We start from the raw sequence: 23,259 nt of genomic DNA on the forward strand, positions 1-23,259 counted from the left end.
GCCGCGATTGCCGAACCCGCGAGCCTGCTCGGCCCCCGGGCACGCCCGGCGCGCCCACGGGCACGGCGTCACGGTGCCGAGGACCTGTCAGGCGCAAGGCGTTGCGCCTGCGTGCGGGGGCACAACGGAACGAGGCGACCGGTTAGGGTCGCTGCCGTGGACCTCCAGCAGCGCATCAGCGACCGCGCAGGTGAGTTTCTGCTCTTCGCGGTGACGCCGCCCAGGCAGACGACCACCCCCGAACGAGCTCAGGAGATCGCCGACATCACCCGCACGCGGCTCGACGGCCTGAAGCCCGACGGGCTCGTGCTCTACGACATCGACGACGAAAGCGACCGGAACCCGGCCGAGCGGCCGTTCCCGTTCACGCCGACGATGGACCCCGCCGCGTACCTCGCCCGGCACTTGGGAGCGCTCGACCTGCCGGTCGTGGTCTACCGGGCGGTCGGCAAGTACGACGAGAGCGACTTTCGAAGCTGGCTCACCGAGCAGCCCGACCGGACCCTCTCGGTCTTCGTCGGCGCGGCGTCGCGGGAGACGCCGGTCGCCACCACGTTGTCCCGCGCCCAATCGCTGCGAGCCGGACTCAGGCCCGACCTCCTGCTCGGCGGCGTCGCAATCCCGGAGCGACACAGGCACACAGGCACGGAGCACCTGCGTTTGCTCGCGAAGCAGGAGACCGGCTGCTCCTACTTCGTCACCCAGGTCGTCTACGACGTCAACGCCGCCAAGGACCTGGTTTCGGACTACCGCTACGCGTGCGCCGCCCGTGATCTGGCGCCCGTCCCGATCGTGTTCACGTTCTCGGTCTGCGGGTCGATGAAGACGCTGGAGTTCCTGAGATGGCTCGGCGTGGACGTGCCCCGCTGGATCCACAACGAACTCCGGCACGCCGACGACACGCTGGAGGCATCGTTCGAGCATGCGCTGGCGACCGCCCGCGAGCTGATGGCCTTCTGCCGACGGCTCGACGTGCCGTTCGGCCTCAACGTCGAGAGCGTATCCATCCGCCGCGAGGAGATCGAAGCGGCGGTCGACCTGGCCGCCCGGCTCCGGTCCGAACTTCGCCGCTGATCGCCCGCGCGATGCAGCGGCATCCGGACGAGACGGGCGATGCGGACCCGGCCGCTGAGACCGGGCCCGGGCCGGGGCAGGTCCGGGGCAGGTCGACCTCGCGGTGCTGCGGGTTGATTTCCTGCAGGAGCGACAGCGCACGACCGGCTGATTCGGGGCACCGCGAAACAGAGGAGAGCCCCGTGGGCACGGCGGTCATGGACAGATCGGTGTCGGTGGACGGCTTCATCGCGGACGAGCATGACCGGCCCGGACCGCTTTCGCGTGGGTGACCCGTGGCGACGCGTAGTTGGACGAGAGCGGCGTGCTGAAGGTGTCGCAGACGTCTACGACGACGTCCGGCCGTAGCCGTCCGCCGCGACAACCTGCCCAGCCTCCACACTCTCGCCGCCCGCATCGACCGCGACCGCGACGCCGTCAACGCCGGACTCACCCTGACCTGGAACTCGGGCGTGGTTGAAGGGCACGTGAACCGAATCATTCTGTGGAATCTGAATTGTCAAGGTCATGGAGTTATGCGAAGTTGCGTCGTCCACTCGCGCTGCTCGGCGGTGTCGGGGACGGCGAGCCCGCGCGCGCGTTCGATCAGGCTCCAGGAGATGTCCGGGCCGACGCCGCTGAGAATGAGGAGTGCGGCGGCAAGGAGGGACGAGCGTCCGATGCCGGCTCGGCAGTGCGTGACGACGTGTGCGCCTTCGCGGAGTTGATCGGCGAGCGTGTCCAGGGCGGGAAGGACCGTGGCGAGCTCGGGGACGGTGCGGTCGGGGATAGGGACGGCCACGAACCGCAGCCCGGCCGCGACAGCTGCCTGCTGCTCCTCGGCGAGGCCGAGGTCGTGGAGTTCGGGCCTGGTAAGCGCGCAGACCAGGATGTCGACGCCAGAGCGTCTCAGTGCGGTCATCTCGTCTTCGAGCCAGTCGCCGCCGCGGGGTCTGGCCATGGTGCTCACCCATCCGGGGCCGGGGAAGTCGATGGTGAACAGGGTTGGTCGCATGTCAGCAGTGCTTTCGGCCGGTGGGGTCGGGTGGTGAGTGCACGGCCGGCGGCGGGAGCCGGCCGGGTTCGGCTCGGCGTTCGTTCGGTGTCGGGCCGGCCGACGTGGCCACCGCGGCGAGGCGATCGAGGAGGCGATCGAGTGCACTCTGGCCGTCGTCGATGGCGGCGCGTTCCTCGTCGGTGAGCGGAATGCTCACGAGCATGCGCTGCAAGAACGTGGTGATCCCAGGCAGCCGGGTGCTCCACCTGCGCTTCCGGGTGCGCCGCCGGCCGATCCGTCGCCCGTGGTGCCGGGCCTGCCGGGCGACTTCGGCGGGCGGACCCGGGCGGGCCCTACGCTGAGCGCGGCACATGCGCCGCCCGGATCCCCGTGCCCTGCGCACGGGCCGGACGGCACCCCGACCGGCCCGGCGAGGAGCACCCAGCGTGACGACCGTCCGAAAGCACGTCTTCGAACTCACCCCGTGGCCCTGGCGGACCCTGGCATGGGTGCAGGTGCCCGACGGCCTCGAGACGTTCACGATGTACGAGATCACCACGATCGAGTTCGGCTCGCCCACCCGCGTCGAGGCCACTCCCGCCGAAGAAGCGCAGTGGTACCAAGCGGCGCAGGCGTTCGAGGAGGAACTGCGCGCCGCGCAGAGCCAGGTGCGGTGGGACCACGGCGTGCGTACCCGGCCCGGGTTCATGGTCGACGTCCGCACGGTCCGGCGCCGCCGCTACGACCTGGTGCCCGGCCGCCGCAAACGCTCGCGTGAAGCCTGGGCCCGCTGCGAAGCACGCATGCGTGCCGCGGAGGAGGCGTACCGGCCCATACGCGAGGAGATCGAACAGCGCATCGCCCAAGCGGCGGCCGCCACGGGGGAGTAGCCCACGCGGCGGCCGCCGTCGGGCGTGCGGCCCGCCCTGGGTGCTACTTCAGGTGCCGGGTGAAGAACGCGGCCGCGGCGTCGCCCGTGTGCTGCGGGACGCCGGCGTGCCCGCCCATGTTGGCGACCAGGGTCTTCTCGTTGGTGCCGAACGCGTCGAACAGGTCCAAGGACGCCTGCCGGTGGCCGCCTTCGTCGTCCCACTGCAGGAGGACGTGCAGCGGAATATCGACCTGCCGGGCCTCCTCGACCACGGCGCGCGGCACGAAGCTCCCCGCGAACAGCACGGCGGCCCGGATGCGCGGCTCGACCACCGCCAGCCGGGTCCCGACCGAGATGATGCCGCCTGAATACCCGACCGGTCCGCCGATCTCGGGCAGTGCCAGGAGCGCATCCAATGCGGACTGCCATTCGGGGACGGCCCGGTCGACGAGCGGGAGGACGAGCCGGTCCACGAGGTCGTCGTCGACGGGCTCCCCGGCCTGCATGACACGGCGCAGATCGGTGCGCGCCCGGTCGAGGACGTCCCAGCGGGGCCGGTCGCCGCTGCCGGGCAGTTCGATGGTGGCCGCGGCGAAGCCGTCCGCCGCCGACCGCCGGGCCCGGTCCAGCAGCCGCGGGTGCATCTGGCGCAGTCCGAGCGGGGGGAGACCGAGCAGGATCAGTGGCGCGGGAGCGGCCGGGGTTGCGGATCCGGGCGTCCACAGGATGCCGGGGATCTCGCCGAGGGTGAAGGCGCGTTCGACGAGACCGTCGTCGTAACGCTGTTCGGAAGTGAAGTCCATGGTCGTGTCCTTCGGGAGTCGCGTGGAACGGCGCTCCCGGACGACCTGGCTATCGTCCGACCGTGACCCCGGAGGGGAGCACCCATGTCGATACTGCGTTCACGGGTACCACCTCCTCGTTCTCTCGCACGGCCTCCCGGAACCTAGCAGGAGCCGCGGCCGGTCCGCCAACGCGATTCCGCGCCGTCACCCTCGGGGAGGTCGGGGGAGAGGGAGTGGTGGGGTGCCGGTGTCGGGGTCGCGCAGTGCGACCACACCGCGGTCGCCGACCGTGAGGCGGGTGCCGTCCGGGGACAGGCGTAGCAGGTGCCCCACCGGTCGGTGCGGTGCGGATCAAGGACCGCCCACGCCAAGGCGCCGGTGTCGAGTGCCATCGCGAACGGGCCTTCGGCGAACCCCGTTGCGGGCAGCAACCGCTCCCGGCTTTCGCCGCGGGCGTGGGAGGTGTTCCTCGGTGTTCCTCCTCGTGGTCGCCGCCGGCGTCTCGACCTCCTCAGCACCACCGTCACCAACGTCGCCGCGCAGGGCAGCTTGCCGACCAGCAGGGACGCGGTGGCGTGCCCGAGCTTCAGCGACCGGCCAACCCCAGCAGGTCGTCCCACCGCCCGATCTCAGGGGACCGCCGCAGCCCCTCCAGGCCCGCGTCCGTGAACACCGGAGCCGCCACGACCGGCAAACCCCGCCCCAGAACCCCGAAGATCCCTGGTCAGGAGCCTACTCACCCACATCCGCCCTTCTTTCCCGAGTACTACGGGGATCCCAGCTTCGCGTCGCCTGCGGGGCGCCTCAGGGGCTGAAACACGCCATCACACCAACCATGACCCTCAAGATGAGGTTGAAGGTTTCCTGAGGGTGTCCGATGTCCGCTTGCGTGCGCCCTACGGAAGGCGGAAACGCGCACCCGCACCTGCTCCGGGCACGGTACGAGACGGCGGCACGGACGCCCGTGGCGGCATCACCGACGCGACCGCCCCGAAGCCGCCGCTGCGCCGCCGACGCTCGCGCATCCGCAGGACGCCCACCGCCACGCGGCGGTTCCCAGACCGATGCGAGGCCGGGAAGTCCCCGGGCACGACATGGAGCTGTTCGACGCGAGCATCGCAGACTGCGTCTCGCCCGCACTCGCCGGACCGCTCGACCCGCGGTGCACCGCGATCCCCGGCCGACTGCGCAGCAGCGCTCGACGCGAGCCTCCCCCGTATCGACGCCCCGGACGGCCGGGAGTGCGGGGCGCGGCGCAGCCGCGCACCACGGCCGCACTGGTGCTCGGCCCGGCGCAGCCCCGGCAATCTTCGTTCACGCGGCGCCGCACCTAGACTCCCCACGTGGAGCCAACGCCCGACACCCGGACCGACGACGGCCTCGCCGCGCCCCGCAACGCCGCCGACGGCAACGACGCCGCCGGTGCGGTCGGGCGCGGACATCGCGCGGACACCGAGGCCCCGGCCCCGGCCTCGTCCGCGGAAGACGCCGCGCTCGATGCCCTCGGCGCGTTGGCCGATCCGGTGCGCCGGGCGCTGTACCGGTACGTGGCCGCCGCGTCGGAGCCCATCGGCCGGGCCGAGGCCGCGGAAGCCGTCGGTGTGGGTCGCACCCTCGCCGCGCACCACCTGGACCGGCTCGTCGACGCGGGCTTCCTCGACACCGAGTTCGCCCGCCCGGCCGGGCGCGGCGGGCCTGGGGCGGGGCGCCCGGCGAAGGTGTACCGGCGGGCGGCGGGGGAGACCGCTGTCGCGGTGCCGCCGCGTGCCTACGACACCGCGGGCACCGTCTTGGCCGCCGCACTGGAGCGTCTGCGCGCGGATGCCACGGTCGCCGCCGTGGCCCGCGACGAAGGCCGCGCCGTCGGGCAGGCGTTCCGCGGCGCCGCGGACGATCCCCGCGGACGCCTGCTCGCCGCCTTGACCGCGCAGGGCTACGAGCCGTACGCCGACCCCGCCGCCGGCCTCGACGCGCTGCGTCTGCGCAACTGCCCCTTCCACCGGCTGGCCGACGAGTTTCCGCCGCTGGTGTGCGGCATGAACCTGGCCCTGCTCGACGGCCTCGCCGACGGCGCCGACGCGACCGCCTGGCACGCGCGTATGGACGCCGCCCCGGGCCGCTGCTGCGTCACCCTCGCCCGCACCGAACCCCCGGCCGCCGACGACGATGCGGACGGCACGGACGGCACGCGCAGCGTGGACGGCGCAGCGGACGCCGCCGATTCCGGGATCTGACACAACCCGGGGTAGCGCCGAGATGCGGGCCAAAGAGGCAATGAGTTGAGCTTGATGCCCTGGGCGCCTCGATCCCGTCACCGGTTCGGCTCGGTCTCGTTGGTCGTGATGGTGTTGTCAGGGCCCAAGGCGGGGTGGCCTCGATCGAGCGGACCGCGCACCCGCGGTTCAAGCGGCCGATCACCGCGCACTTGCGGGAGAAGTCCCTCGAAGGACAGGCGCGCCGCCCGCGAGCGCGGCCGGCACGCCGGACGCCCCAGGGTCGACGACGCCATGGCCGCAACTCCGCCCGCAGCCTGCGGGCCGACGGTGTCCCCGTCCCCGAGATCGCCCGCAAGCTCGTCATCACCTCGGGCAAGAACCGGGGCGAACGCCCCTCGGTCGCCACCGTCTACCGCGTCCTTGCCGGGATGAAGCGGAGAGCTGAACAGTCATCAGGGCTTCAGGATCACCCCATGGCCCCTTTGGCCCGTATCTCGGCTGACCCGTATCTCGGCGATACCCCAACCCCGCGCACCGCGTTTCTTGCCCGGCTCAGCCGCTCGGCGGCCGCACCTCGACGATCTCGGCGCTTGCCACGGCCGGATCGGCCTCGTGCATGGTGATCACGTCGCCCGGGGTCAGATGCCGCCACCGTTCGGGCCGCAGGGGGGCCAGGCGGACGCCGGCGGTCTCGCCGGGGCCGAGCTGCGGGGCGTCCTCCACCCAGAGCCGGGCGATGTCCAGGTCGCGGCGCCCGTCCCCGGTGCGGTGGCCGATGTCCCACAGCGGCCTGAGCCGCCCGTCGCCGAAGAACGAACCGCGGCGTCCGCCCTCGTCGGTGCGCAGCAGGGTGAGCGTGGCGCGGACGGTGCCGTGCCGGGCTTCCCAGGCGCGCCACGTGCACCAGCTGCGGACGGGGTCGAGCGCCATCTGGCGTGCGGCTTCCGCGAGCATCTCCCAGAACGCGGAGGGCGCGGGATGGATGTCGCCGATCTCCGCCAGCAGGTCGACGGCCAACTCCCACTCCTGGCAGGCCATCTCCGCGCGGACATCGCCGACCGTCTGCCCGTGCGCGGCGGTGATGTCGTCGGGGAGGAGGGCTGCGGCTCGGCGCAGCAGTGTGAATGCGTCATCCATGCCGGGATTGTGGCCCGGTCCGGAACCTGCCGTCGGTGCCCGGCCGTTCAGCGTCCGCCCTCCACCTTCTAAAAACAATCAGGATTGACATAGAGGGGCGGGGGATGGTGCCATGACGCCATGCCGAACACGCCTGCCACCCCCGCCCCGACGACCGACGCACCGGCCCCGGCCGCGCCCGCCGCCGGCCACCACCTCGCGCAGCTCAACGTCGCACGCCTCGTCGCCCCCATCGACTCCCCGCAGCTCGCCGAGTTCGTCGCCGCGCTCCCGGAGATCAACGGACTCGCCGAAGCCGCACCCGGGTTCGTCTGGCGCCTGCTCGAAGACCCCGACGACCCCTACGCCACCGTCCCCCCGGCCGTCTTCGGCCCCCAATACCTCGTCAACCTGTCCGTGTGGCGCGACGCCGACAGCCTCTGGGACTTCGTCTACCGCAGCAACCACATGGAGATGCTGCGCCGCCGCCGCGAATGGTTCACCGACCCCGGCCGGCACTCCCAGGTCCTGTGGTGGGTCCCCGCCGGCACCCAGCCCACCGAACACGACGCCGCCGCCCGCCTCGACCACCTGCGCACCCACGGCCCCACCCCGGAAGCCTTCACCTTCCGCACCCGCTTCCCCGCCCCCGACACCGCCGAACGCTAGCGGCCCCGCGGACGCCCGGCCGCGGCGTCATCCGGCCCAGCGGCCCGACAGGAACGCCACCGCCACCACCGTCCCCACCGGCGCGACCACGGCGGCATACCCCCACGCCACACGCGGGCGGCGCATCGCCCACCGGGCGAGCAGCACCCACAACGGCCACCACAGCAGCGACGCGCGGGGCACGGACATGTACCAGTAGGACGTGCCCAGCGCCCACAGCGTGAGCCCGACGTACACCGCCTCCGCCCACCACCGCCGCCACAGCAAAACGGCCAGCAGCACCACACCCCCCGCCATCGCCAGCAGCTCGCCCTGCCACTCGACGGCGTACCCCGTCGGATACGCCCCGCCGAACGCCGCCTCCCACGTCGTCCGCCACGCCCGCCACGGCGCATGGAACTCCCGGTGCCAGCCGCGTTCCTCGGCATGCCGCCACGCCCACCAGTCACCGGTACGCGCGTACAAGAACCCCGCAAACGCCGCCACCGGCACACCGGGCAGCACCAGCCACCCCGCCGACCGCCACCGCGCCCGGGACGCCCCCCGCCTCGACGCGCCCGCCCACGAAACCGCGAACTGCACCATCAACGCCACGGCCAAGAACAACCCGCTCACCCGCACCGCCGACGCCCCGGCAGCCAGAAGTCCCGCCTGCGCCCACCGTCCGCGCAACGCCGCCGACCACGCCGGCAGCGCACACGCCAGGAACAGCGCCTCGGTATACCCGGCGGCCAGGAACACCGCACACGGCGACACCAGGAAGAACCCGGCCGCATACCGCCCCACCACCGCACTCCCACCCGCGTAATGCCGCGCGATCCGGGCCAGCGCCACCACCGCCACCGCCCCGGCCCCGAACGACACCAGCAGCCCCGACACCGCCCAACTCGGCACCACCGCATGCACGGCCCGCAACACCAGCGGAAACCCCGGAAAGAACGCCTCCCGGTTGTCCCAGCCCGGCGACCCCGGACCCGCCCCACCAGGGAAATAGCCGTCCCGCGCGATGTGCAGGTAGTGATCCCAGTCCCACCGCTGCCACCCGTCCACCACCGCCCCGGCATCCCGCGCCTCCCGGTCGTCCGGGAACAGCCACCGCGTGCAGTACGCCACCACCCACAACCCCACGCGCGTCGCCACATACATCCACAGCACATCGCGATCACCCCGGTCGGGAAGCAGGCACCGCACCACCCGGCGCAGCGCCGCGGCGGACCGGGCGGACGGAGCAGCGGCAAGCGAACGTCCGGCGTACGCGCCAGGCTTCGGGCCGCGGCTGAGCTTTGCCGGGCGGACTTGCGGCCGGGGCGCAGCGGGCGCGCGTGTCGGTTGCGCCCCGGACCCTGTGCCGCTCCTCGCACGCGAGACGGCAGGCAACGGATCCCCTTCGCCGGGAAGGGGCTGCGCGCTCGGGGCCTCGACCGCCGCCGCGCTGCGGTCAGGCCCAGGAGCGCGGAGTGGGATCCCGGCGGGTCGTCCGGAGATCGGGCGGTGCGGCGAGGTGGGCGTCACGCTGCTGCTCCTTGTCGGGGTGGGCGGGGCCACGGGAGGTTCACGGGTGTTCTGCGGGGCTCGGCCGGCGGTGCCGGGGTGTGTCGGGGCAGGCGCCATCGCCCGACGGCGCCGCGGCGGCAACCGCGGTCCCGCGCCGGTGGCGAAGCGGGGGTGTCACAGATCGTGCGGGCGTGTCACGGAACAGGTGCCGGTCGAGAACCGGAAACCGGCGACCCGGGAGACGGAGGCACCGGTGTCCCGGTCACGAGACCCGGGGGCCATCGCGCCGCTACCGACCGGCAGCCGTTCGTCAAGCCGTCCTGGTCATGCCGTCATGCCGTCATGCGGTCGTCCGGCGTGGATCGCCTTGCGAGGGACTGGTGGTCTGTGTGGTCGTGCCTACCGGAGCCCCCGGCAGGCCGGTGGACGTCATCCCGGGCAGCGGCCCGTCGGTCGCGCCGGACGTCGAGGACGCCCCGCCGTCCCCCGGATCCCGGGTCGAACCGGGCGGCGCACCGGAGGCATCCGGCCCGGGCGCGGTCGGAAGCGGCTGCGGCCACCCCGTCGTCGGCGGCGCCGACGGCGAACCCCCGGGTGGTGCTGCCGGACCGCGGCCGCCGTCCGGGGCCAGCGCGGCCACGGCGCCGCCCACCCCGCCCAGCACCAGGCACACCGCCACGGCGAACCCGACCGTGCGCCGACGGCGCAGCCGGTCGCCGCGCGCCGTCACTTCGCCCACCGGTAGCGGGCGCGCCGCCGCGGCGGCGTCCTGGCCCGCGCGGTGGAACGCGGACCGCAGCGGATCGGGCCGCGCCCCGGGGCCGGGCGTGGGGGACTCAGACACCGGGGGCCTCCTCGATGCGGGGATCGTGCAGGATCCGGGCGAGCGCGGCGCGTCCGCGGACCAGGTGCGTCTTGACCGTGCTCGGCGACACGTCCGTCTCGGTGGCGATCTGCTCCACCGACATGTCGCACAGGTAGTGCAGCGTGAGCGTGCGGCGCTGCCGCAGCGGAAGTTCACGCAGCGCGGCCACCAGCGCGACCGTCTCCGGACCCGGCCCGTCGAACGGGGGCGGGGGACCGCTGCGCCGCCACGCGGCATCCGCACGCCGCCGTCCGCGCCACCGGCTCACCGCCAGCCGCCACGCGACCGTGCGGATCCACGCCTCCGGCTGCCCGTTCCGGTCGAGCTGACGCCGCCGGCTCCAGCCGCGCACGAACGCCTCCTGCACGACGTCCTGCGCCTCCTGGGCATCGCCCAGCATCACGTACAGCTGCCCGGTCAGCCGGGCGGCCGCGTGCGCGTAGAACTCTTCGAACTCCTCGACGGTCAATCACGGCTCCCGCATCGTGCGTACACACCGCGCATACGCCCCCGGACCCGCCCCGGGTCGACACGCTGCCCACATCAGCGGCCGTGACCCCGGTCACACAAACCCGCGGGGTGCGCCCCGCGCACCACCGCCACCACACGGCAACACCCGCGGGCGGCGCCCGCCCAGGCGCACTCGGCGGCGCGTCGCACTGCTGCTCCGTCTCCCAGGCGGGGCGAACAAACGCGCCCATCGCAGACAGTCCTCTGCAGATACTCCTTTGCAGAGAGTTCTCTGCAAGGCTAGCCTCGCCCCATGACCTCCCCCCACCACCCCGTCGGCGTCCCCTCCACCCCCGACCCCTACCGTCCGCTACGCCACCTCGACGCCCGCGGACTGCGCGCCCTCGCCCACCCCCTCCGCGTCCGCATCCTCGAACTCCTCGACCGGCACGGCCCCGCCACCTCCACCACCCTCGCCCGCCGACTCGGCGAGAACACCGGCACCGTCAGCTGGCACCTGCGCCACCTCGCCGACCACGGCTTCATCACCGAAGACCCCACCCGCGGCACCCGCCGCGAACGCTGGTGGGCCCCCACCCCCTCACGCCTCCACCTGGAGACCGCCGACCTCGCCGACGACCCCGAAACCCGCACCGCCGCCGCCGTGTACGTCGACGCCCTGCTGCGCCGCGCTTTCGACCGCGCCGCCCGCTCCTACGCCGCCGACCCCGGCGACGCCTGGCGCCGCGCCCGCACCACCAGCGAACGCACCGACCTGGCCATGACCCCCGCCCAACTCGCCGCCCTCAACACCGAACTCGCCGACGTCGTCGCCCGCCACGCCACCGCCGCAGCCGACGCACCCGGCCCCGAAACCCGCCCCGTCGCCGTCCAAATCCAGGCCTTCCCCCTGGCCCCCGACGAATCGGCCCTGGACAACCCGGATAACCCAGATAGCCCGGACAACCCGAATAACACAGCCCCCGACACCCCCGACGACACCTCCCCGGACCCCACCCCGTGACCACACAGACCCCCAGCCCGACCACCCGACCGACAACAGCAGCAGCAGCAGTCCCCCAACCGCGCAGCCTGCTCCTGCGCCACCGCGACTTCACCCTCCTGTGGTGCGGCGAAATCGCGGGCAAATTCGGCGCGTCCGTCACCGGCATCGCCATGCCGCTGACCGCGATCACCGTCCTGCACGCGGACACCCTCGAAGTCGGCGTCCTCGCAGCGGCCGCATGGCTGCCGTGGCTGCTCATCGGACTCCCGGTGGGGGCGTGGGTCGACCGGTGGCCGCGCCGCCCGGTCATGCTCGCGTCGGCCGGGTTCTCCACAGCGCTGTTCGCCGCCGTGCCCGTCCTCGCGCACACCGGCGTCCTGAGCATCGGCGTGCTCCTGGCCGCCGCGTTCCTCGGCGGCGTGGCCGCGGTGTTCTTCCAGACCGCCTACACCGCCTACCTGCCCGGCATCCTCACCCCCGAGGACCAAGCCGAAGGCAACGCCAAACTCCACGGCAGCGCATCCGCCGCACAACTGGCCGGACGCGGCGCGGGCGGACTGACCGCCCACGCCGCCGGCACCGTCAACGCCCTCCTGGTCAACTCCGCCACGTTCGCCGCCTCGGCGGCCTGCCTCGCCGCGATACGCCACCGCGAACCCGCCCGCCCCCGCACAACCCGCCCACGCGGCGCACTCGCCGCGGAAGTCCGCGAAGGCCTCACCCTGGTCTTCCGCGACCCGTGGCTGCGCACCCTGGCGCTGTTCTCCACCGCGTCGAACGTCGCCCTCATCGGCCTGCAAACCCTCCAGGTCGTGTTCCTGGTCCGCACCGTAGGCCTCGACGAACGCACCGTCGGACTGCTCATCGCCGCCACCGGAGCCGGCGGCATCGCGGGCGCGTTCGCCGCCCGCCGCGCCGCAACCCGCCTCGGCACCGCCCGCGCAAGCCTGGTCTTCGAACTCGGCGTCGGCAGCCTCACCCTCCTCACCCCGCTGACCACCGCCGGCTGGGGCCTGGTGTGGTTCGCCGCGGGAGGGTTCGCCACCTCCGCGGGCGTGGTGGCCGGGAACGTCGTCAAAGCCGGCTTCCACCAGGCGTACTGCCCACCCGCACTGCTGGGCCGCATCGGCGCGAGCACCGCGTTCCTCAACTACGGCATCATCCCCGTCGGCGCACTCCTCGCCGGCACCCTCGGCACCGCCCTCGGTCCGCGCACCGCCGTGTGGATCACCGCCGCGGGCGTACCCGCGACCGCACTGATCCTGTGGTTCTCCCCGCTGCGCACCGTCCGCGACCTGCCCACCCGCAACCCCACACCCGCGCCCGCCTGAGCCAGGAACCGAACCCGGGTACGGGACCCACAACAGCACCGGCACCAGCACCAGCACAAAAAGGGGCAGAAAAAGGGGGCCGGGGCCCGGGGAGAACCTTCTCTCCCCGGACCCCGGCCCGGTGTGCTGCGTACGTCGTGCTGCGCCGTCCGTCGGCGGCGGCCGCGTCAGGCCGTCGTCGACCGCGCCGCGCGCAGCCGTTCGGTGCGCAGCTGCTCGTGCCACCGGTCTTCCAGCGGCGTCAGCGGCACGCCGGTCGCCCACGTCAGCAGCAGGTCCGCCAGCCCCGGGTTGCGGGACATGACCGGGCCGTGCATGTACGTGCCGATCACCCGGCCCGCCCAGGCGCCTTCGGTGCCGTCGTCGGTGCCGTTGCCGAACCCGACCGTGGTGCGCGCCAGCGGCTGCGCGTGCCGGCCGATGTAGGTGACGCCCTGGTGGTTCTCGAACCCGGACAGGACCGGCAGCCCCAGCTGCGGGTCGACGTCCGCCAAGACCTCGCCGACGCAGCGCCGGCCGACCGGGCCGCGCCCGGACTTCACGTCCAGCAGCCCCAGACCCGGTTCGACGCGGTCCAGGTCGTCGACGAACTCGTGCCCGATGATCTGGTAGCCCGCGCACACCGCCAGCAGCGTCGCGCCGCGCGCCACCGCCTGGCCCAGGCCCGGATCGCGGCGCAGCCGCTCCGCGGCCAGGCGCTGCGGCCGGTCCTCGCCGCCGCCGATCAGGTAGATGTCGCCCGACGTCGGCACGGGCTGGTCGGAGCGCACGTCGACGCGTTCGACCTCGATACCGCGCATCCGGGCGCGCCGCTCGACGATGAGCGCGTTGCCCTGGTCGCCGTAGGTGCTCAGCAGGTCCGGGTAGATCCACACCAGCCGCAGCTTGCTCATGCCGATCACGCCTGCGCCTCCTTGACCGTGCGCCGCAGCTGCTGGAACGCCGTGTAGTTCGCGATGACTTCGATCTGCCCGGGCGGGCACGCCGCCACCGCGTCGGCGAGGTGCTCGTGGACCTGGAACGTCAGCCCGGCGACGTCGAGACGCACCGCGAGGTCCAGGCGGCGCTGCCCGAGGACGAACAGGGGGCGGCCGGCGAGCTTGGTGTAGTCGACGTCCCACAGCCAGGAGGTGTCCTTGCCGTCCGCGTCGAGCGCGTTCACCGACAGGATGACCGGGGCGGGGGCGGGGTCGATCAGCGAGAACGTCTCCAGCCACCCGGCCGGGTTCTTCGCCAGGAGCATCCGCAGGTGACGGCCGCGGTAGGGGAGGACGTCGTAGCGGCCGGCGACCGCGGTGACGTTCTTCATGCGGGCGAGCGCGGAGGCGGTGTCCACGCCGAACACCGACGCGACCGCGGCCGCGGTGGTGGCGTTGGCACGGTTGGCACGGCCGGGCAGCTGGAGCTCCAGCGGCCACACCCGCCCGTCCGGGTCGACCATCTCGTCGCCGACGAGCGACCAGGTCACCTGGGGGCGGCGGAAGTCACACTCGCCGCAGTACCAGTCGTCGCCGGGCCGGTTCATCACGCCGCCGCACGACGGGCACGACCAGGAGTCTTCCTGCCACATCTGCCCGGCGGCGACCCACACCACGTCCTTCGCCGACGAGGCCGCCCACACCACCAGCGGGTCGTCCGCGTTCGCGACCAGGATCGCCTCGGTGCCGCGCAGTCCCTCGCGCCACTTCTCCGCGAGCATGCGCGTCTCGGCGGCCCGGTCGAGCTGGTCGCGCGACAGGTTCAGCAGCACGATCGCCAGCGGCTCGGAATCCCGGGCCACACCGGCCAGGTACTTCTCGTCGACCTCGATCACGCCGTAGCGGGCGTCGCCCGCCCCGGCGAGGGCCGAGGTGATCCCGGCGGGCATGTTCGCGCCGAGCGCGTTCGACACGACCGGCCCGGCCGCCCGCATCGCCTCGGCGATCAGGCGGGTGGTGGTGGTCTTGCCGTTGGTGCCGGACACCAGCACGACCTGCAGGTGGTCGGCGAGCTGGGCGAGGAGATCGGGCGCGATCCGCAGCGCGATCTTCCCGCCGATCACCGAACCGCTGCCCTTGCCGGCCCGGCGCGAGATCGCCGCGGTCACCCGGTTCGCGGTCACCGCCAACTTGGCCCGCGGCGGCAATGCCTCGGGCCTGCGCGCAGGCCCCGAGTGGCCCGGGGCGGGGGTACCTGTCATCGGATGCGTGCCCTCCAGCGGTCTCGCACTGCCGCGCGACCAGGCCGGCGGCCGTTCCCAACTCGACAACCCCGGAGCCCGGTGACACCACCGAAACCCGAGGAAACCCCCGCACGGCATGCCGGAACGCGGCGCCCTGCAGGGGAATCGATTACGTCACACCAGCCTATCGAGAACAGCCCCCGCAGGCGCGAGCCCGCCCACCCCACACGCCGACCTGTCGACGAGTCGGTACACAAACGGCTCCCCGGACCCACCCGCGGGCCGGACCCAGATCACCCCGGCGCAGCGGGATGCGGCGAGGCCTTCGCGGGTGCCGGAGACGATGAGTTCGCGGATGAACTCCGCCGGCGCCGCGAAGACGTGGAAGACCAGGCGCCCGCCCGGGGTGGTGGTGTCGAGCCGCTCGTGGAGCGAGGAGAAGCCGATCTCCCGGCGGCGGAGCCTGCGGCGCCTGCGGAGTCCGGCCCAGCAGCCGAGCCGACCGGGCCGCGGAACCCGCAGGCGCCGGCCGCCGCGCAGCCGCACGCGACCGTCACGCGCCGTCGTCCTCCGCCCCGCCCAACGCCACCGCGACCGCCGTGTCCGCCGCCGCCAGCAGGCCCAGCAGCACGATCCACGTCTTCTCCCGCCGGTCCAGCGCCCGCCAGCGCCCGGCGGTGCCCGCGCCGTCCGCCACGTCGGCGGCGACCTGCAGCCACGCCCACTCCGCCGCGCCGCGCCCCTGGGACAGGGCGTGCAGGCAGCCCGCCGCGACGACCGTGTCGCGCACCCCCAGGCCCCGTGCCGGAACCGCCGCCGGGTCCTTCGCACCCGCCGGGCGCGCCGGCAGCCACCGCTCGGCCGCCTGCGGCACCACCGCCTGCGCGACCCCGACCGCGATCCGGCCCGCCGCCAGCAGCCGCGCCGCCCGCACCGCACCCCGCGGCACCCGGTGCGACCGCGCCGCCGCCGACACGCCCGCCGCGGCCCCCGCAGCCGCACCGGCCGCGGACAGCACCGCGGCCGCCGACACCGCAGACGCACCCGCCCCCGGCCCGCCGGGTGCCGCGCCACGCGCCCCGGCGCCCGTCGGCAGCACCCGCAGACCCGCCCCCGTACGGCCGCGCGACCGCAGTACCGCGCCGCGGCGCAGCGCGTGTCTGCTGCCGGGCCGGACCAGATCCGCGCCGGCCGCCACCGACATCGCGCTCGAAACCCCGCGTCCCGCCGCGCCCCCGGCTGCCAAACCGCCCCCCATACCGCCGCCCTTCAGCCAGCCGGCGGCGCCGCGACCTTGCCGCAGCGCCCGCGCACGATCCCCGTTCGCCGCCCACTGTGCCGAACATCGCGGCACCGGCGCACCCGGATTCCCCTCACCTTGATCCGGAACCCCCGCATCCGTCACCCCAGGCTCACGCCCGCCGGGCCCCCGCGGGCCGGTACACGACCACCCGGCGGCCCTTCGCCACCCGCAGCTGCGACGCGCCCGGACGCACCTCGCCGTCGACCGCGAGCGGGGCGCCCGCCTGGATCTCCGTGAGCCGCATCGCGCGCGCGGTGGTCGCCTCGTAGACGCGCGAACGCCCCAGCGTGCCCGACAGCACGGCCGCAACGAGCCGGGTGCGTGCGGCGGGCTTGGCCGCGTCGACCAGGCGCACGTCCAGCAGGCCGTCGTGCAGGTTCGGCCGGTACGCGGGCGCGAACCCCGCCGGCGCATACGCCCCGTTGCCCAGGAACAGCAGCCACACCGACCGGGCCCGCCCGTCCACCCGCAGCTTGACCGGACGGGCCTCCTTCAGCACCGACACCAGCCCGACGAGCATCGCCGGCCACTTCCCGATCCGGCCCTCCAACGCCTCGCGCGCCCGCACCAGGTCCGGATACACCCCGATGGAGAACGTGTTGAGGAAGACCTCCGGGTCGGTCTGCGACATGGGCCCGAAGTCGAACGTGCGGTCCCGGGCGATCTCCGCCACGTCCACCAGCACCGCCTCGCCCGCGCGCACCGCACGGGCGGTGTCCTCCAGCCGCTGCAGCCCCAGGTCGCCCGCGAAGTGGTTGAGCGTCCCGGCCGGGAACACCGCGAGCGGCACGTTGAACTCGAGGGCGACCCTCGCCGCCGCGTTGATCGACCCGTCCCCGCCCGCGACCCCCAGCACCACCGCTTCCTCCGCGGCCGACCGCAGCAGGGCCTCCAGGTCGGAGCCGCCTTCCAGATCCGGGTCCGACCCGGCCGGCCGCGCGCCCCGCTCGACGATCTTCGCCGCCGGCAAAAGCTCCCGCAGCCGCGGCGCGACCTCGCCCTCCGGGCCCGCCGACGCGTTCACCACCACCACGACCCCGTCGCCGTCCGGCAGCACCGGCACGTGCACCTGCGGCGCGGGCGCGAACGCCGCCGCGACCGGGCGCCGCGGCCACCACCGCAGCGTCACCGCCGCCAGCCCCGCCCCCAACGCCGCACCCGCCAGCACATCCCCCGGGTAGTGCACGCCCGTGTACACGCGCGACAACGCCACGCCGCCCGCCAGCACACCCGCCGCGGCCCCCAGCGACCGCGACTCCAACGCCACCCCCGTCGCGAACGCCGCCGCCGAAGCCGCGTGACCGGACGGGAACGACGTCGTCCACGGCTGCCGCGGCAACCGCCGCACCTCCGGCACCAGGTCCAACACCGGACGCGGCCTGCGCGCCGCCCGCTTCATGACCGCGTTCGACACCGTGGACGCCAACGCCACCGACCCCAGGCCCCGCAACGCCGCACGCCGCCCCGCCCGGCCCCCCGACAACGCCATCGAACCCGCCGCCACCATCCACAACCGCGAATGGTTCGCCGACCGCGACAACGCCGGCAACGCCCGGTTCGCCCACGGCACATGGTGCTGCGCCAACCACGCGAACGCCGCATGGTCCACCGCATGCACCCGCCCCAGCACGCCCGGCCGCGCCCCCTCCTGCGCCAACGCGGCCGCGACCAGATCCGCGAACACCCGCCCGTGCGACCCCGTACCCGTGCCCGTCACCGGCCCTCACCCCCCGCCACATCCGTACCTGTGCCGGTACCTGTGCCCGCAACGCCCGCGGCCAAGCCCGCCGACACCCGCTCCAACTCCTCGCGGTACTCCACCACGCCCGCCCACGCCTGCGGCCACGCCGCCATGCCGTACGCGGCACCGGCGAACGCCCCCGCCAACGCCGCGATCGAATCCGAATCCCCGGACGTCATCGCCGCCCGCGTCAACGCATCCACCGGCGCATCCGGGAACAGCAGGAAACACAGCAGCCCGGTCGCCAATGCCTCCTCCGCGATCCAGCCGGCACCGGTGATCCGGCACGGATCCGCCCGCCGGTCACCGAGCAGCAGCGCCGCGTCCAACCGGTCCAGGACACCGGCGCACTCGTCCCATCCGCGCGCGATGAACTCCTCCGGCGACGACGCGAACGGACCCCGCCACAGCTCGTCCCCGAGCCAATCACCTCGATACACACCGCGCTGCTGCCCCACATGCGCCCGCAAATACCCCGGCAGGTCCCGCGGCGCCACACCCACCCGCAGCGCATGCACCGCCGCCGCGGTCAGATCGGACGCGGCCAACGCCGTCGGATGCCCGTGCGTCAGCGCCGACTGCAGCTGCGCCGCCCCGCACCGGTCCGCCTCCGACACCCCGTCCAGCAACGCCACCGGCGCCACCCGCATGTTCGCCCCGCAGCCCTTCGACCCGCGCCGCGTCGCCGCCTCCCACGCACCGCCGCGCGCCAACGCCTCGCACGCCTGCATGCACGTCGTGCCCGGCGCACGGTCGTTGTCGGGGGACTGCCACCACGCCAGATACCGGCCGCGCAGCCGCGGCGTCAGACGCTCCGCCGACAGCGCGTGCCCGTCCTCCACCGCCGCCAGCAGCGCATCCGCCACCGCCAAGGCCATCTGGGTGTCGTCCGTCACCATCGCCACACCGCCGTGCACCGGCAGCTCGCCCGCACCCGGCGCATCGTCGGGCACGTCGAATCTGCGGACGATCTGCGCGTACGGCAGAAACTCGGTCGGCGCCCCCATCGCATCCCCGTACGCCGACCCGAACATCGCACCCGCAACCCGCTCGTACGCCACGCACGCCCCTAAGCCTCGCCAGCCACACCACCCGCAAGCCCGGCCCTGCCGCCCGGCCTCGGGAACGGTCCCGCCGCAGCGTAACGCCCCTTCCCGGCCCCCACCTCGCGCATAACCCCCGCGGGACTGGGCGAAGACACACCCATGGACGTCCTCGCCGGCCGCCTGCTCCTGCGGCCCACCGACCTCGAACGCACCCGCGCCTTCTACCGCGACGTCCTCGGACTCGCCATCTACCGCGAGTTCGGCACCGGCCCGCACCGCGGCACCGTGTTCTTCCTCGGCGGCGGCTACCTCGAAGTCTCCGCCGGCAGCCCCGAGCCCCCCACCGCCGCCACCGAACTGTGGCTGCAAGTGCGCGACCTGCCCGCCACCGCCGCCGAACTCGCCGCCCACGACGTCACCGTCCTGCGCGAACCCCGCCGCGAACCCTGGGGCCTGGACGAAATGTGGATCGCCGACCCCGACGGCCTGCGCATCGTCCTGGTCGAAGTCCCCGAAGACCACCCCATCCGCTACCGGCCCTAGGACGGGCGTTCCGCAACGACGTGGCGGGGCGCGGACGGGACGGCGGGGGGGGTTGCCCCGTGTCGTACTGCTGGCGACGCGTTGAGTGCACACCGCCGTGCAACACGGATCCGGGCTCTACCGGGCTCTACCGGGCTCTACCGGGCGCTGCCGGGCGTTGCCGTCAACGAAGAGGCGCTGCTGCGCCGCTACTGCGCCTGATCGGCTCCGTCCGCGGCCTTCGCCGACTCGGCGGCCATGGTCAAGGCGGTGGGGAGCGCGCCCCACAGGAGTTCGGTGAGGTAGACGGTCAGCTCGGCGCGTTCGCACGGGTGTTCTTCGAGCCACCAGTCGCCGCAGGCCTGGACCATGCCGACGATGCCGTGCGCCCAGGCGCGGGCGAGGACGCCGGTGGCGCCGACCGGGTCGAACGAACGCGCGAGTTCCTCGCCGACGCGGCGCTGGTAGGCGGTCACGTGGCCGTGCACGTCGGCCGATTCCGCTCCGGCGCGGTGCAGCAGGAACCGGTACACCTGCGGGTTGGCTTCGATGTGCGCAAGGTAGGTGTCGATGGTCGCCTGGATGCGTTCGCGGGGGGAGTGGCCGCGCGCCGGGTCGACGGCGGCGCGGATGGCGAGGGCGAGTTCCTCGGTGTGGCGTTCGGCGAGCGCCCGGTACAGGCCGTCCTTGTCGCCGAAGTGCCGGTACAGGATCGGCTTGGTGATGCCGGCCTCCGCGGCGATGGTGTTCATCGACGCGTCGGGGCCGTCGCGCATGACGACGCGGTCGGCGGCGTCCAGGAGTTCGAGGCGGCGCAGCGCGGAGCGGCCGCTGCCGGGCCCGCCGGGGGTGCCCGGGGTGCGGGCGGGGGTACCGCCCGCGGTGTTGCCGCTGGTCCCGGCGGCGGTGCCTGCCGGGGTGGTCTCGTTGTGCGCCATGCGACCCTTCGCCGACCGTGCCGTGCGGCGCCGGGTGCCTGGGGCGTGCGGCGCTGCTTTGTCCCCGTCTTTCTACCGCGCCTTCCCGCGCGTGCGGTGCCCGGCACACCTTGACAGGCATTACCGGGAGTAACACACTGCCGGTTACCCGTCGGTAACAGCGTGGTGAACCCCTCGCACGCCCACCCGACGGACCCCGGCACGGCATCACACCACCCACCACCGCCAGGAGCCAGACCCGATGACCGCGTTCACCCCATTCTCCCTCCAGCTCACCGACGACCAGCGCACCGTCCAAGACTGGGTCCGCACCTTCGCCTCCGACGTCCTGCGCCCCGCCGCCGCCGAATGGGACGAACGCGAGGAAACCCCCTGGCCCATCCTCCAAGAAGCCGCCAAAATCGGCCTCTACTCCCTCGACTTCTTCTCCACCCAGGCCTTCGACCCCACCGGCCTCGGCATACCCCTCACCATGGAAGAACTCTTCTGGGGAGACGCCGGACTCGGCCTCGCCATCACCGGCACCACCCTCGCCGCCGCAGGCGTCGTCGCCAACGGCACCCCCGACCAGGTCGCCACCTGGGCCCCCCAGATGTTCGGCACCCCCGACGACGTCAAAGTCGCCGCCTTCTGCTCCAGCGAACCCGACGCCGGCTCCGACGTCTCCGCCATGCGCACCCGCGCCACCTACGACGAAGCCACCGGCGACTGGATCCTCAACGGCGTCAAAACCTGGGCCACCAACGGCGGCATCGCCCACATCCACGTCGTCGTCGCCACCACCGACCCCGCCCTCGGCGCCCGCGGCCAAGCCAGCTTCGTCATACCCCCCGGCACCCCCGGCCTGACCCAAGGCCAGAAATTCAAAAAGCACGGCATCCGCGCCTCCCACACCGCCGAAGTCGTCCTCGACAACGTCCGCATCCCCGGCGACTGCCTCCTCGGCGGCAAAGACAAACTCGACGAACGCCTCGCCCGCGCCCGCACCGGCACCACCGCCGGCCGCGGCAACGCCGCCATGGCCACCTTCGAATCCTCCCGCCCCGCCGTAGGCGCCCAAGCCGTCGGCATCGCCCGCGCCGCCTACGAATACGCCCTCGACTACGCCCGCACCCGCCACCAATTCGGCCGGCCCATCATCGACAACCAGGCCATCGCCTTCACCCTCGCCGACATGCGCACCCGCATCGACGCCGCCCGCCTCCTCGTCTGGCGCGCCTCCTGGATGGCCGCCACCGGCCAACCCTTCGAAGCCGCCGAAGGCTCCATGTCCAAGCTCTACGCCGGCGAGACCGCCAAATGGGTCACCACCAACGCCATGCAAATCCTCGGCGGCAACGGCTTCACCCGCGAATACCCCGTCGAACGCATGCACCGCGACAGCGCCATCTACACCATCTTCGAAGGCACCAGCGAAATCCAACGCCTCGTCATCGCCCGCACCATCTCCGGCGTCCCCATCCGCTGACCCACCCCCACCCCCACCCGCCCCCGGCCGTCGGCGGGGTTCCGCCAAACCGCGCAACCCCGCCCACGGACCCGGAAACCCCGACACCCCAGCCCCTTGCCCACCCCGGCCCACCCGACGGACAGTGGAACAAGGAGCGCCCGCACCCCGCCACCCGGCACGCCCGCTCCGCCCAGGGGGGAAACCACCCCCAGGAGATGGAAACCATGGCCTTCGTCCAAATCGTCGACTGCAAGACCAGCCGCATCGACGACATGAACCGCCTCATGGACGCCTGGGTCACCCAAACCCAAGGCAAACGCACCGCCACCCACGCCATCGTCGGCACCGACCGCGCCGACAACGCCCACGTCGTCGAAATCGTGGAATTCCCCTCCTACGAGGAAGCCGAACGCAACTCCCACCTCCCCGAAACCGACCGCATCTTCCACGAAATGGTCGCCCTGTGCGACGAACCCCCGGTCTTCACCGACCTCGACGTCGTCCGCGACGAACAACTCAACAAAGCCGCCGTCACCCGCCTCTTCGAACAAATCAGCGCCGGCAACCTCGACGTGATACTCGACCTGTGCGCCGCCGACTACCACGACCACGACCAGGCCAACGCCATCGACACCGTCGGCGCCGAAGGCTTCCGCCGCGAATGCGCCGGATACCGCGCCGGATTCCCCGACTTCGCCTTCACCATCGAAACCCAGCTCGCCGACGGCGACCAAGTCGCCACCCGCTGGACCTGGCGCGCCACCAACACCGGCGAATACAACGGCATGCCCGCCACCGGCCGCGCCGTCGAAGCCACCGGCACCACCACCTTCCGCATGGCCGACGGCAAGATCGCCGAAGGCTGGTGGAACTGGGACAACCTCGGCGTCATGCGCCAACTCGGCATCATCGACGTCTGACACCCGACCGACACACCCGCTCGCACCCACACACGCGACACGACACAGGGCCGGCCCCCACAGCAGGGGACCGGCCCTCGGCACGTCCTCACCTCACCGGCACCGACACCTCAGCGCCCGACACCCGGCAAACCCCGAAAACCCGGCCAACCCCCCGAACCCGGAAACGAATCCGGCTCCGGACCCGGACCGTCCGGCTCCGGCGCACCCGGATCAGGCGACGGATCCGGCGGCAACGGATCCGGAAAAGGATCCGGCAACGGCGACGGACCCGGCGTCGGCCCCGGCACCGGAAACGGCTCCGGCGGCCACGGACCCGGCGAAC

23 protein-coding genes are annotated in these 23,259 nt (G+C 73.4%); 9 read left to right on the top strand and 14 right to left on the bottom strand.

The features are described 5' to 3' along the window. Positions 1-156 precede the first annotated feature (156 nt). Positions 157-1,074 (top strand): methylenetetrahydrofolate reductase, encoded by a 918-nt coding sequence (locus tag ACPA54_RS04615; RefSeq protein WP_423527038.1) that lies wholly within the window; start codon positions 157-159, stop codon positions 1,072-1,074. Positions 1,075-1,579: 505 nt separating this feature from the next. Here the strand turns inward: ACPA54_RS04615 and ACPA54_RS04620 are convergent. Together ACPA54_RS04620 and ACPA54_RS04625 are read right to left on the bottom strand one after the other, a co-directional pair. Then, the gene (locus ACPA54_RS04620; RefSeq protein WP_423527040.1) at positions 1,580-2,068 is read right to left on the bottom strand and encodes a protein-tyrosine phosphatase family protein; all 489 of its coding nucleotides are present in this window, start codon (positions 2,066-2,068) and stop codon (positions 1,580-1,582) included. Position 2,069: 1 nt separating this feature from the next. Then, positions 2,070-2,273: a hypothetical protein gene (locus ACPA54_RS04625; protein WP_423527042.1), complete on the bottom strand. Its 204-nt coding sequence runs from the start codon at positions 2,271-2,273 to the stop codon at positions 2,070-2,072. Between the two features lie 223 nt (positions 2,274-2,496). Between ACPA54_RS04625 and ACPA54_RS04630 the strand changes: the two genes are divergently transcribed. Next, on the top strand, positions 2,497-2,940 hold the full coding sequence (locus ACPA54_RS04630) for a hypothetical protein (RefSeq protein WP_423527044.1): 444 nt from the start codon (positions 2,497-2,499) through the stop codon (positions 2,938-2,940). Between the two features lie 43 nt (positions 2,941-2,983). Here the strand turns inward: ACPA54_RS04630 and ACPA54_RS04635 are convergent, their stop codons facing one another. Next, positions 2,984-3,724: a dienelactone hydrolase family protein gene (locus tag ACPA54_RS04635; protein ID WP_423527046.1), complete on the bottom strand. Its 741-nt coding sequence runs from the start codon at positions 3,722-3,724 to the stop codon at positions 2,984-2,986. 1,325 nt (positions 3,725-5,049) lie between these two features. Between ACPA54_RS04635 and ACPA54_RS04640 the strand changes: the two genes are divergently transcribed. Then, positions 5,050-5,940, top strand: a complete 891-nt coding sequence (locus ACPA54_RS04640; RefSeq protein WP_423527048.1) for a helix-turn-helix transcriptional regulator — start codon at positions 5,050-5,052, stop codon at positions 5,938-5,940. 534 nt (positions 5,941-6,474) lie between these two features. Here ACPA54_RS04640 and ACPA54_RS04645 read toward each other — a convergent pair. Beyond that, positions 6,475-7,059 (bottom strand): hypothetical protein, encoded by a 585-nt coding sequence (locus tag ACPA54_RS04645; RefSeq protein WP_423527049.1) that lies wholly within the window; start codon positions 7,057-7,059, stop codon positions 6,475-6,477. Positions 7,060-7,179: 120 nt separating this feature from the next. On the opposite strand from ACPA54_RS04645, the gene ACPA54_RS04650 reads away from it, so the two are divergent. Next, positions 7,180-7,707: a DUF3291 domain-containing protein gene (locus ACPA54_RS04650; protein WP_423527051.1), complete on the top strand. Its 528-nt coding sequence runs from the start codon at positions 7,180-7,182 to the stop codon at positions 7,705-7,707. A gap of 27 nt (positions 7,708-7,734) precedes the next feature. Here the strand turns inward: ACPA54_RS04650 and ACPA54_RS04655 are convergent, their stop codons facing one another. From ACPA54_RS04655 to ACPA54_RS04665, 3 genes are all read right to left on the bottom strand, one after another. Beyond that, positions 7,735-8,853: a mannosyltransferase family protein gene (locus ACPA54_RS04655; protein WP_423527053.1), complete on the bottom strand. Its 1,119-nt coding sequence runs from the start codon at positions 8,851-8,853 to the stop codon at positions 7,735-7,737. A 688-nt stretch (positions 8,854-9,541) separates the two neighbouring features. After that, positions 9,542-10,045, bottom strand: coding sequence for a hypothetical protein (locus ACPA54_RS04660; RefSeq protein ID WP_423527055.1), 504 nt, complete (start codon positions 10,043-10,045; stop codon positions 9,542-9,544). Next, complete coding sequence (locus ACPA54_RS04665) at positions 10,038-10,535, bottom strand: SigE family RNA polymerase sigma factor (protein ID WP_423527057.1); 498 nt, start codon at positions 10,533-10,535, stop codon at positions 10,038-10,040. Before ACPA54_RS04665 ends, ACPA54_RS04660 begins: the two co-directional genes overlap by 8 nt. 294 nt (positions 10,536-10,829) lie before the next feature. Between ACPA54_RS04665 and ACPA54_RS04670 the strand changes: the two genes are divergently transcribed. Then, the gene (locus ACPA54_RS04670; protein WP_423527058.1) at positions 10,830-11,540 is read left to right on the top strand and encodes an ArsR/SmtB family transcription factor; all 711 of its coding nucleotides are present in this window, start codon (positions 10,830-10,832) and stop codon (positions 11,538-11,540) included. 68 nt (positions 11,541-11,608) lie between these two features. After that, complete coding sequence (locus ACPA54_RS04675) at positions 11,609-12,853, top strand: MFS transporter (protein ID WP_423527818.1); 1,245 nt, start codon at positions 11,609-11,611, stop codon at positions 12,851-12,853. Positions 12,854-13,020: 167 nt separating this feature from the next. On the opposite strand, the gene ACPA54_RS04680 is transcribed toward ACPA54_RS04675, so the two are convergent. The 6 genes from ACPA54_RS04680 to ACPA54_RS04705 form a co-directional block, all read right to left on the bottom strand. Next, complete coding sequence (locus ACPA54_RS04680) at positions 13,021-13,752, bottom strand: type 1 glutamine amidotransferase (protein WP_423527819.1); 732 nt, start codon at positions 13,750-13,752, stop codon at positions 13,021-13,023. Further along, the gene (locus ACPA54_RS04685; RefSeq protein WP_345677549.1) at positions 13,752-15,032 is read right to left on the bottom strand and encodes a MurT ligase domain-containing protein; all 1,281 of its coding nucleotides are present in this window, start codon (positions 15,030-15,032) and stop codon (positions 13,752-13,754) included. Before ACPA54_RS04685 ends, ACPA54_RS04680 begins: the two co-directional genes overlap by 1 nt. A gap of 156 nt (positions 15,033-15,188) precedes the next feature. Further along, on the bottom strand, positions 15,189-15,560 hold the full coding sequence (locus ACPA54_RS04690; RefSeq protein WP_423527061.1) for a recombinase family protein: 372 nt from the start codon (positions 15,558-15,560) through the stop codon (positions 15,189-15,191). Between the two features lie 7 nt (positions 15,561-15,567). Beyond that, the gene (locus tag ACPA54_RS04695) at positions 15,568-16,218 is read right to left on the bottom strand and encodes a hypothetical protein (protein ID WP_423527063.1); all 651 of its coding nucleotides are present in this window, start codon (positions 16,216-16,218) and stop codon (positions 15,568-15,570) included. Between the two features lie 208 nt (positions 16,219-16,426). Further along, positions 16,427-18,034, bottom strand: coding sequence for a bifunctional phosphatase PAP2/diacylglycerol kinase family protein (locus tag ACPA54_RS04700; RefSeq protein WP_423527064.1), 1,608 nt, complete (start codon positions 18,032-18,034; stop codon positions 16,427-16,429). Then, positions 18,031-19,092 (bottom strand): ADP-ribosylglycohydrolase family protein, encoded by a 1,062-nt coding sequence (locus ACPA54_RS04705; protein ID WP_423527820.1) that lies wholly within the window; start codon positions 19,090-19,092, stop codon positions 18,031-18,033. Before ACPA54_RS04705 ends, ACPA54_RS04700 begins: the two co-directional genes overlap by 4 nt. 171 nt (positions 19,093-19,263) lie before the next feature. Between ACPA54_RS04705 and ACPA54_RS04710 the strand changes: the two genes are divergently transcribed. Next, positions 19,264-19,647, top strand: a complete 384-nt coding sequence (locus ACPA54_RS04710) for a VOC family protein (protein WP_345677545.1) — start codon at positions 19,264-19,266, stop codon at positions 19,645-19,647. A gap of 188 nt (positions 19,648-19,835) precedes the next feature. Here ACPA54_RS04710 and ACPA54_RS04715 read toward each other — a convergent pair whose 3' ends face one another. Beyond that, positions 19,836-20,564 carry a TetR family transcriptional regulator gene (locus ACPA54_RS04715; RefSeq protein ID WP_423527067.1) on the bottom strand — a complete coding sequence of 243 codons (729 nt, stop codon included), beginning with the start codon at positions 20,562-20,564 and terminating at the stop codon, positions 19,836-19,838. A gap of 241 nt (positions 20,565-20,805) precedes the next feature. Between ACPA54_RS04715 and ACPA54_RS04720 the strand changes: the two genes are divergently transcribed. After that, entirely contained in the window at positions 20,806-22,032 is a 1,227-nt protein-coding gene (locus ACPA54_RS04720; RefSeq protein ID WP_423527069.1) for an acyl-CoA dehydrogenase family protein, read from the top strand. Between the two features lie 206 nt (positions 22,033-22,238). Continuing rightward, the gene (locus tag ACPA54_RS04725) at positions 22,239-22,934 is read left to right on the top strand and encodes an ester cyclase (RefSeq protein ID WP_345677542.1); all 696 of its coding nucleotides are present in this window, start codon (positions 22,239-22,241) and stop codon (positions 22,932-22,934) included. The last annotated feature ends 325 nt before the right edge of the window (positions 22,935-23,259 follow it).

Origin of the sequence: Uniformispora flossi, assembly GCF_049534875.1 — a bacterium.
GTDB classification, from domain to species: Bacteria; Actinomycetota; Actinomycetes; order Streptomycetales; family Streptomycetaceae; genus Yinghuangia; species Yinghuangia aomiensis.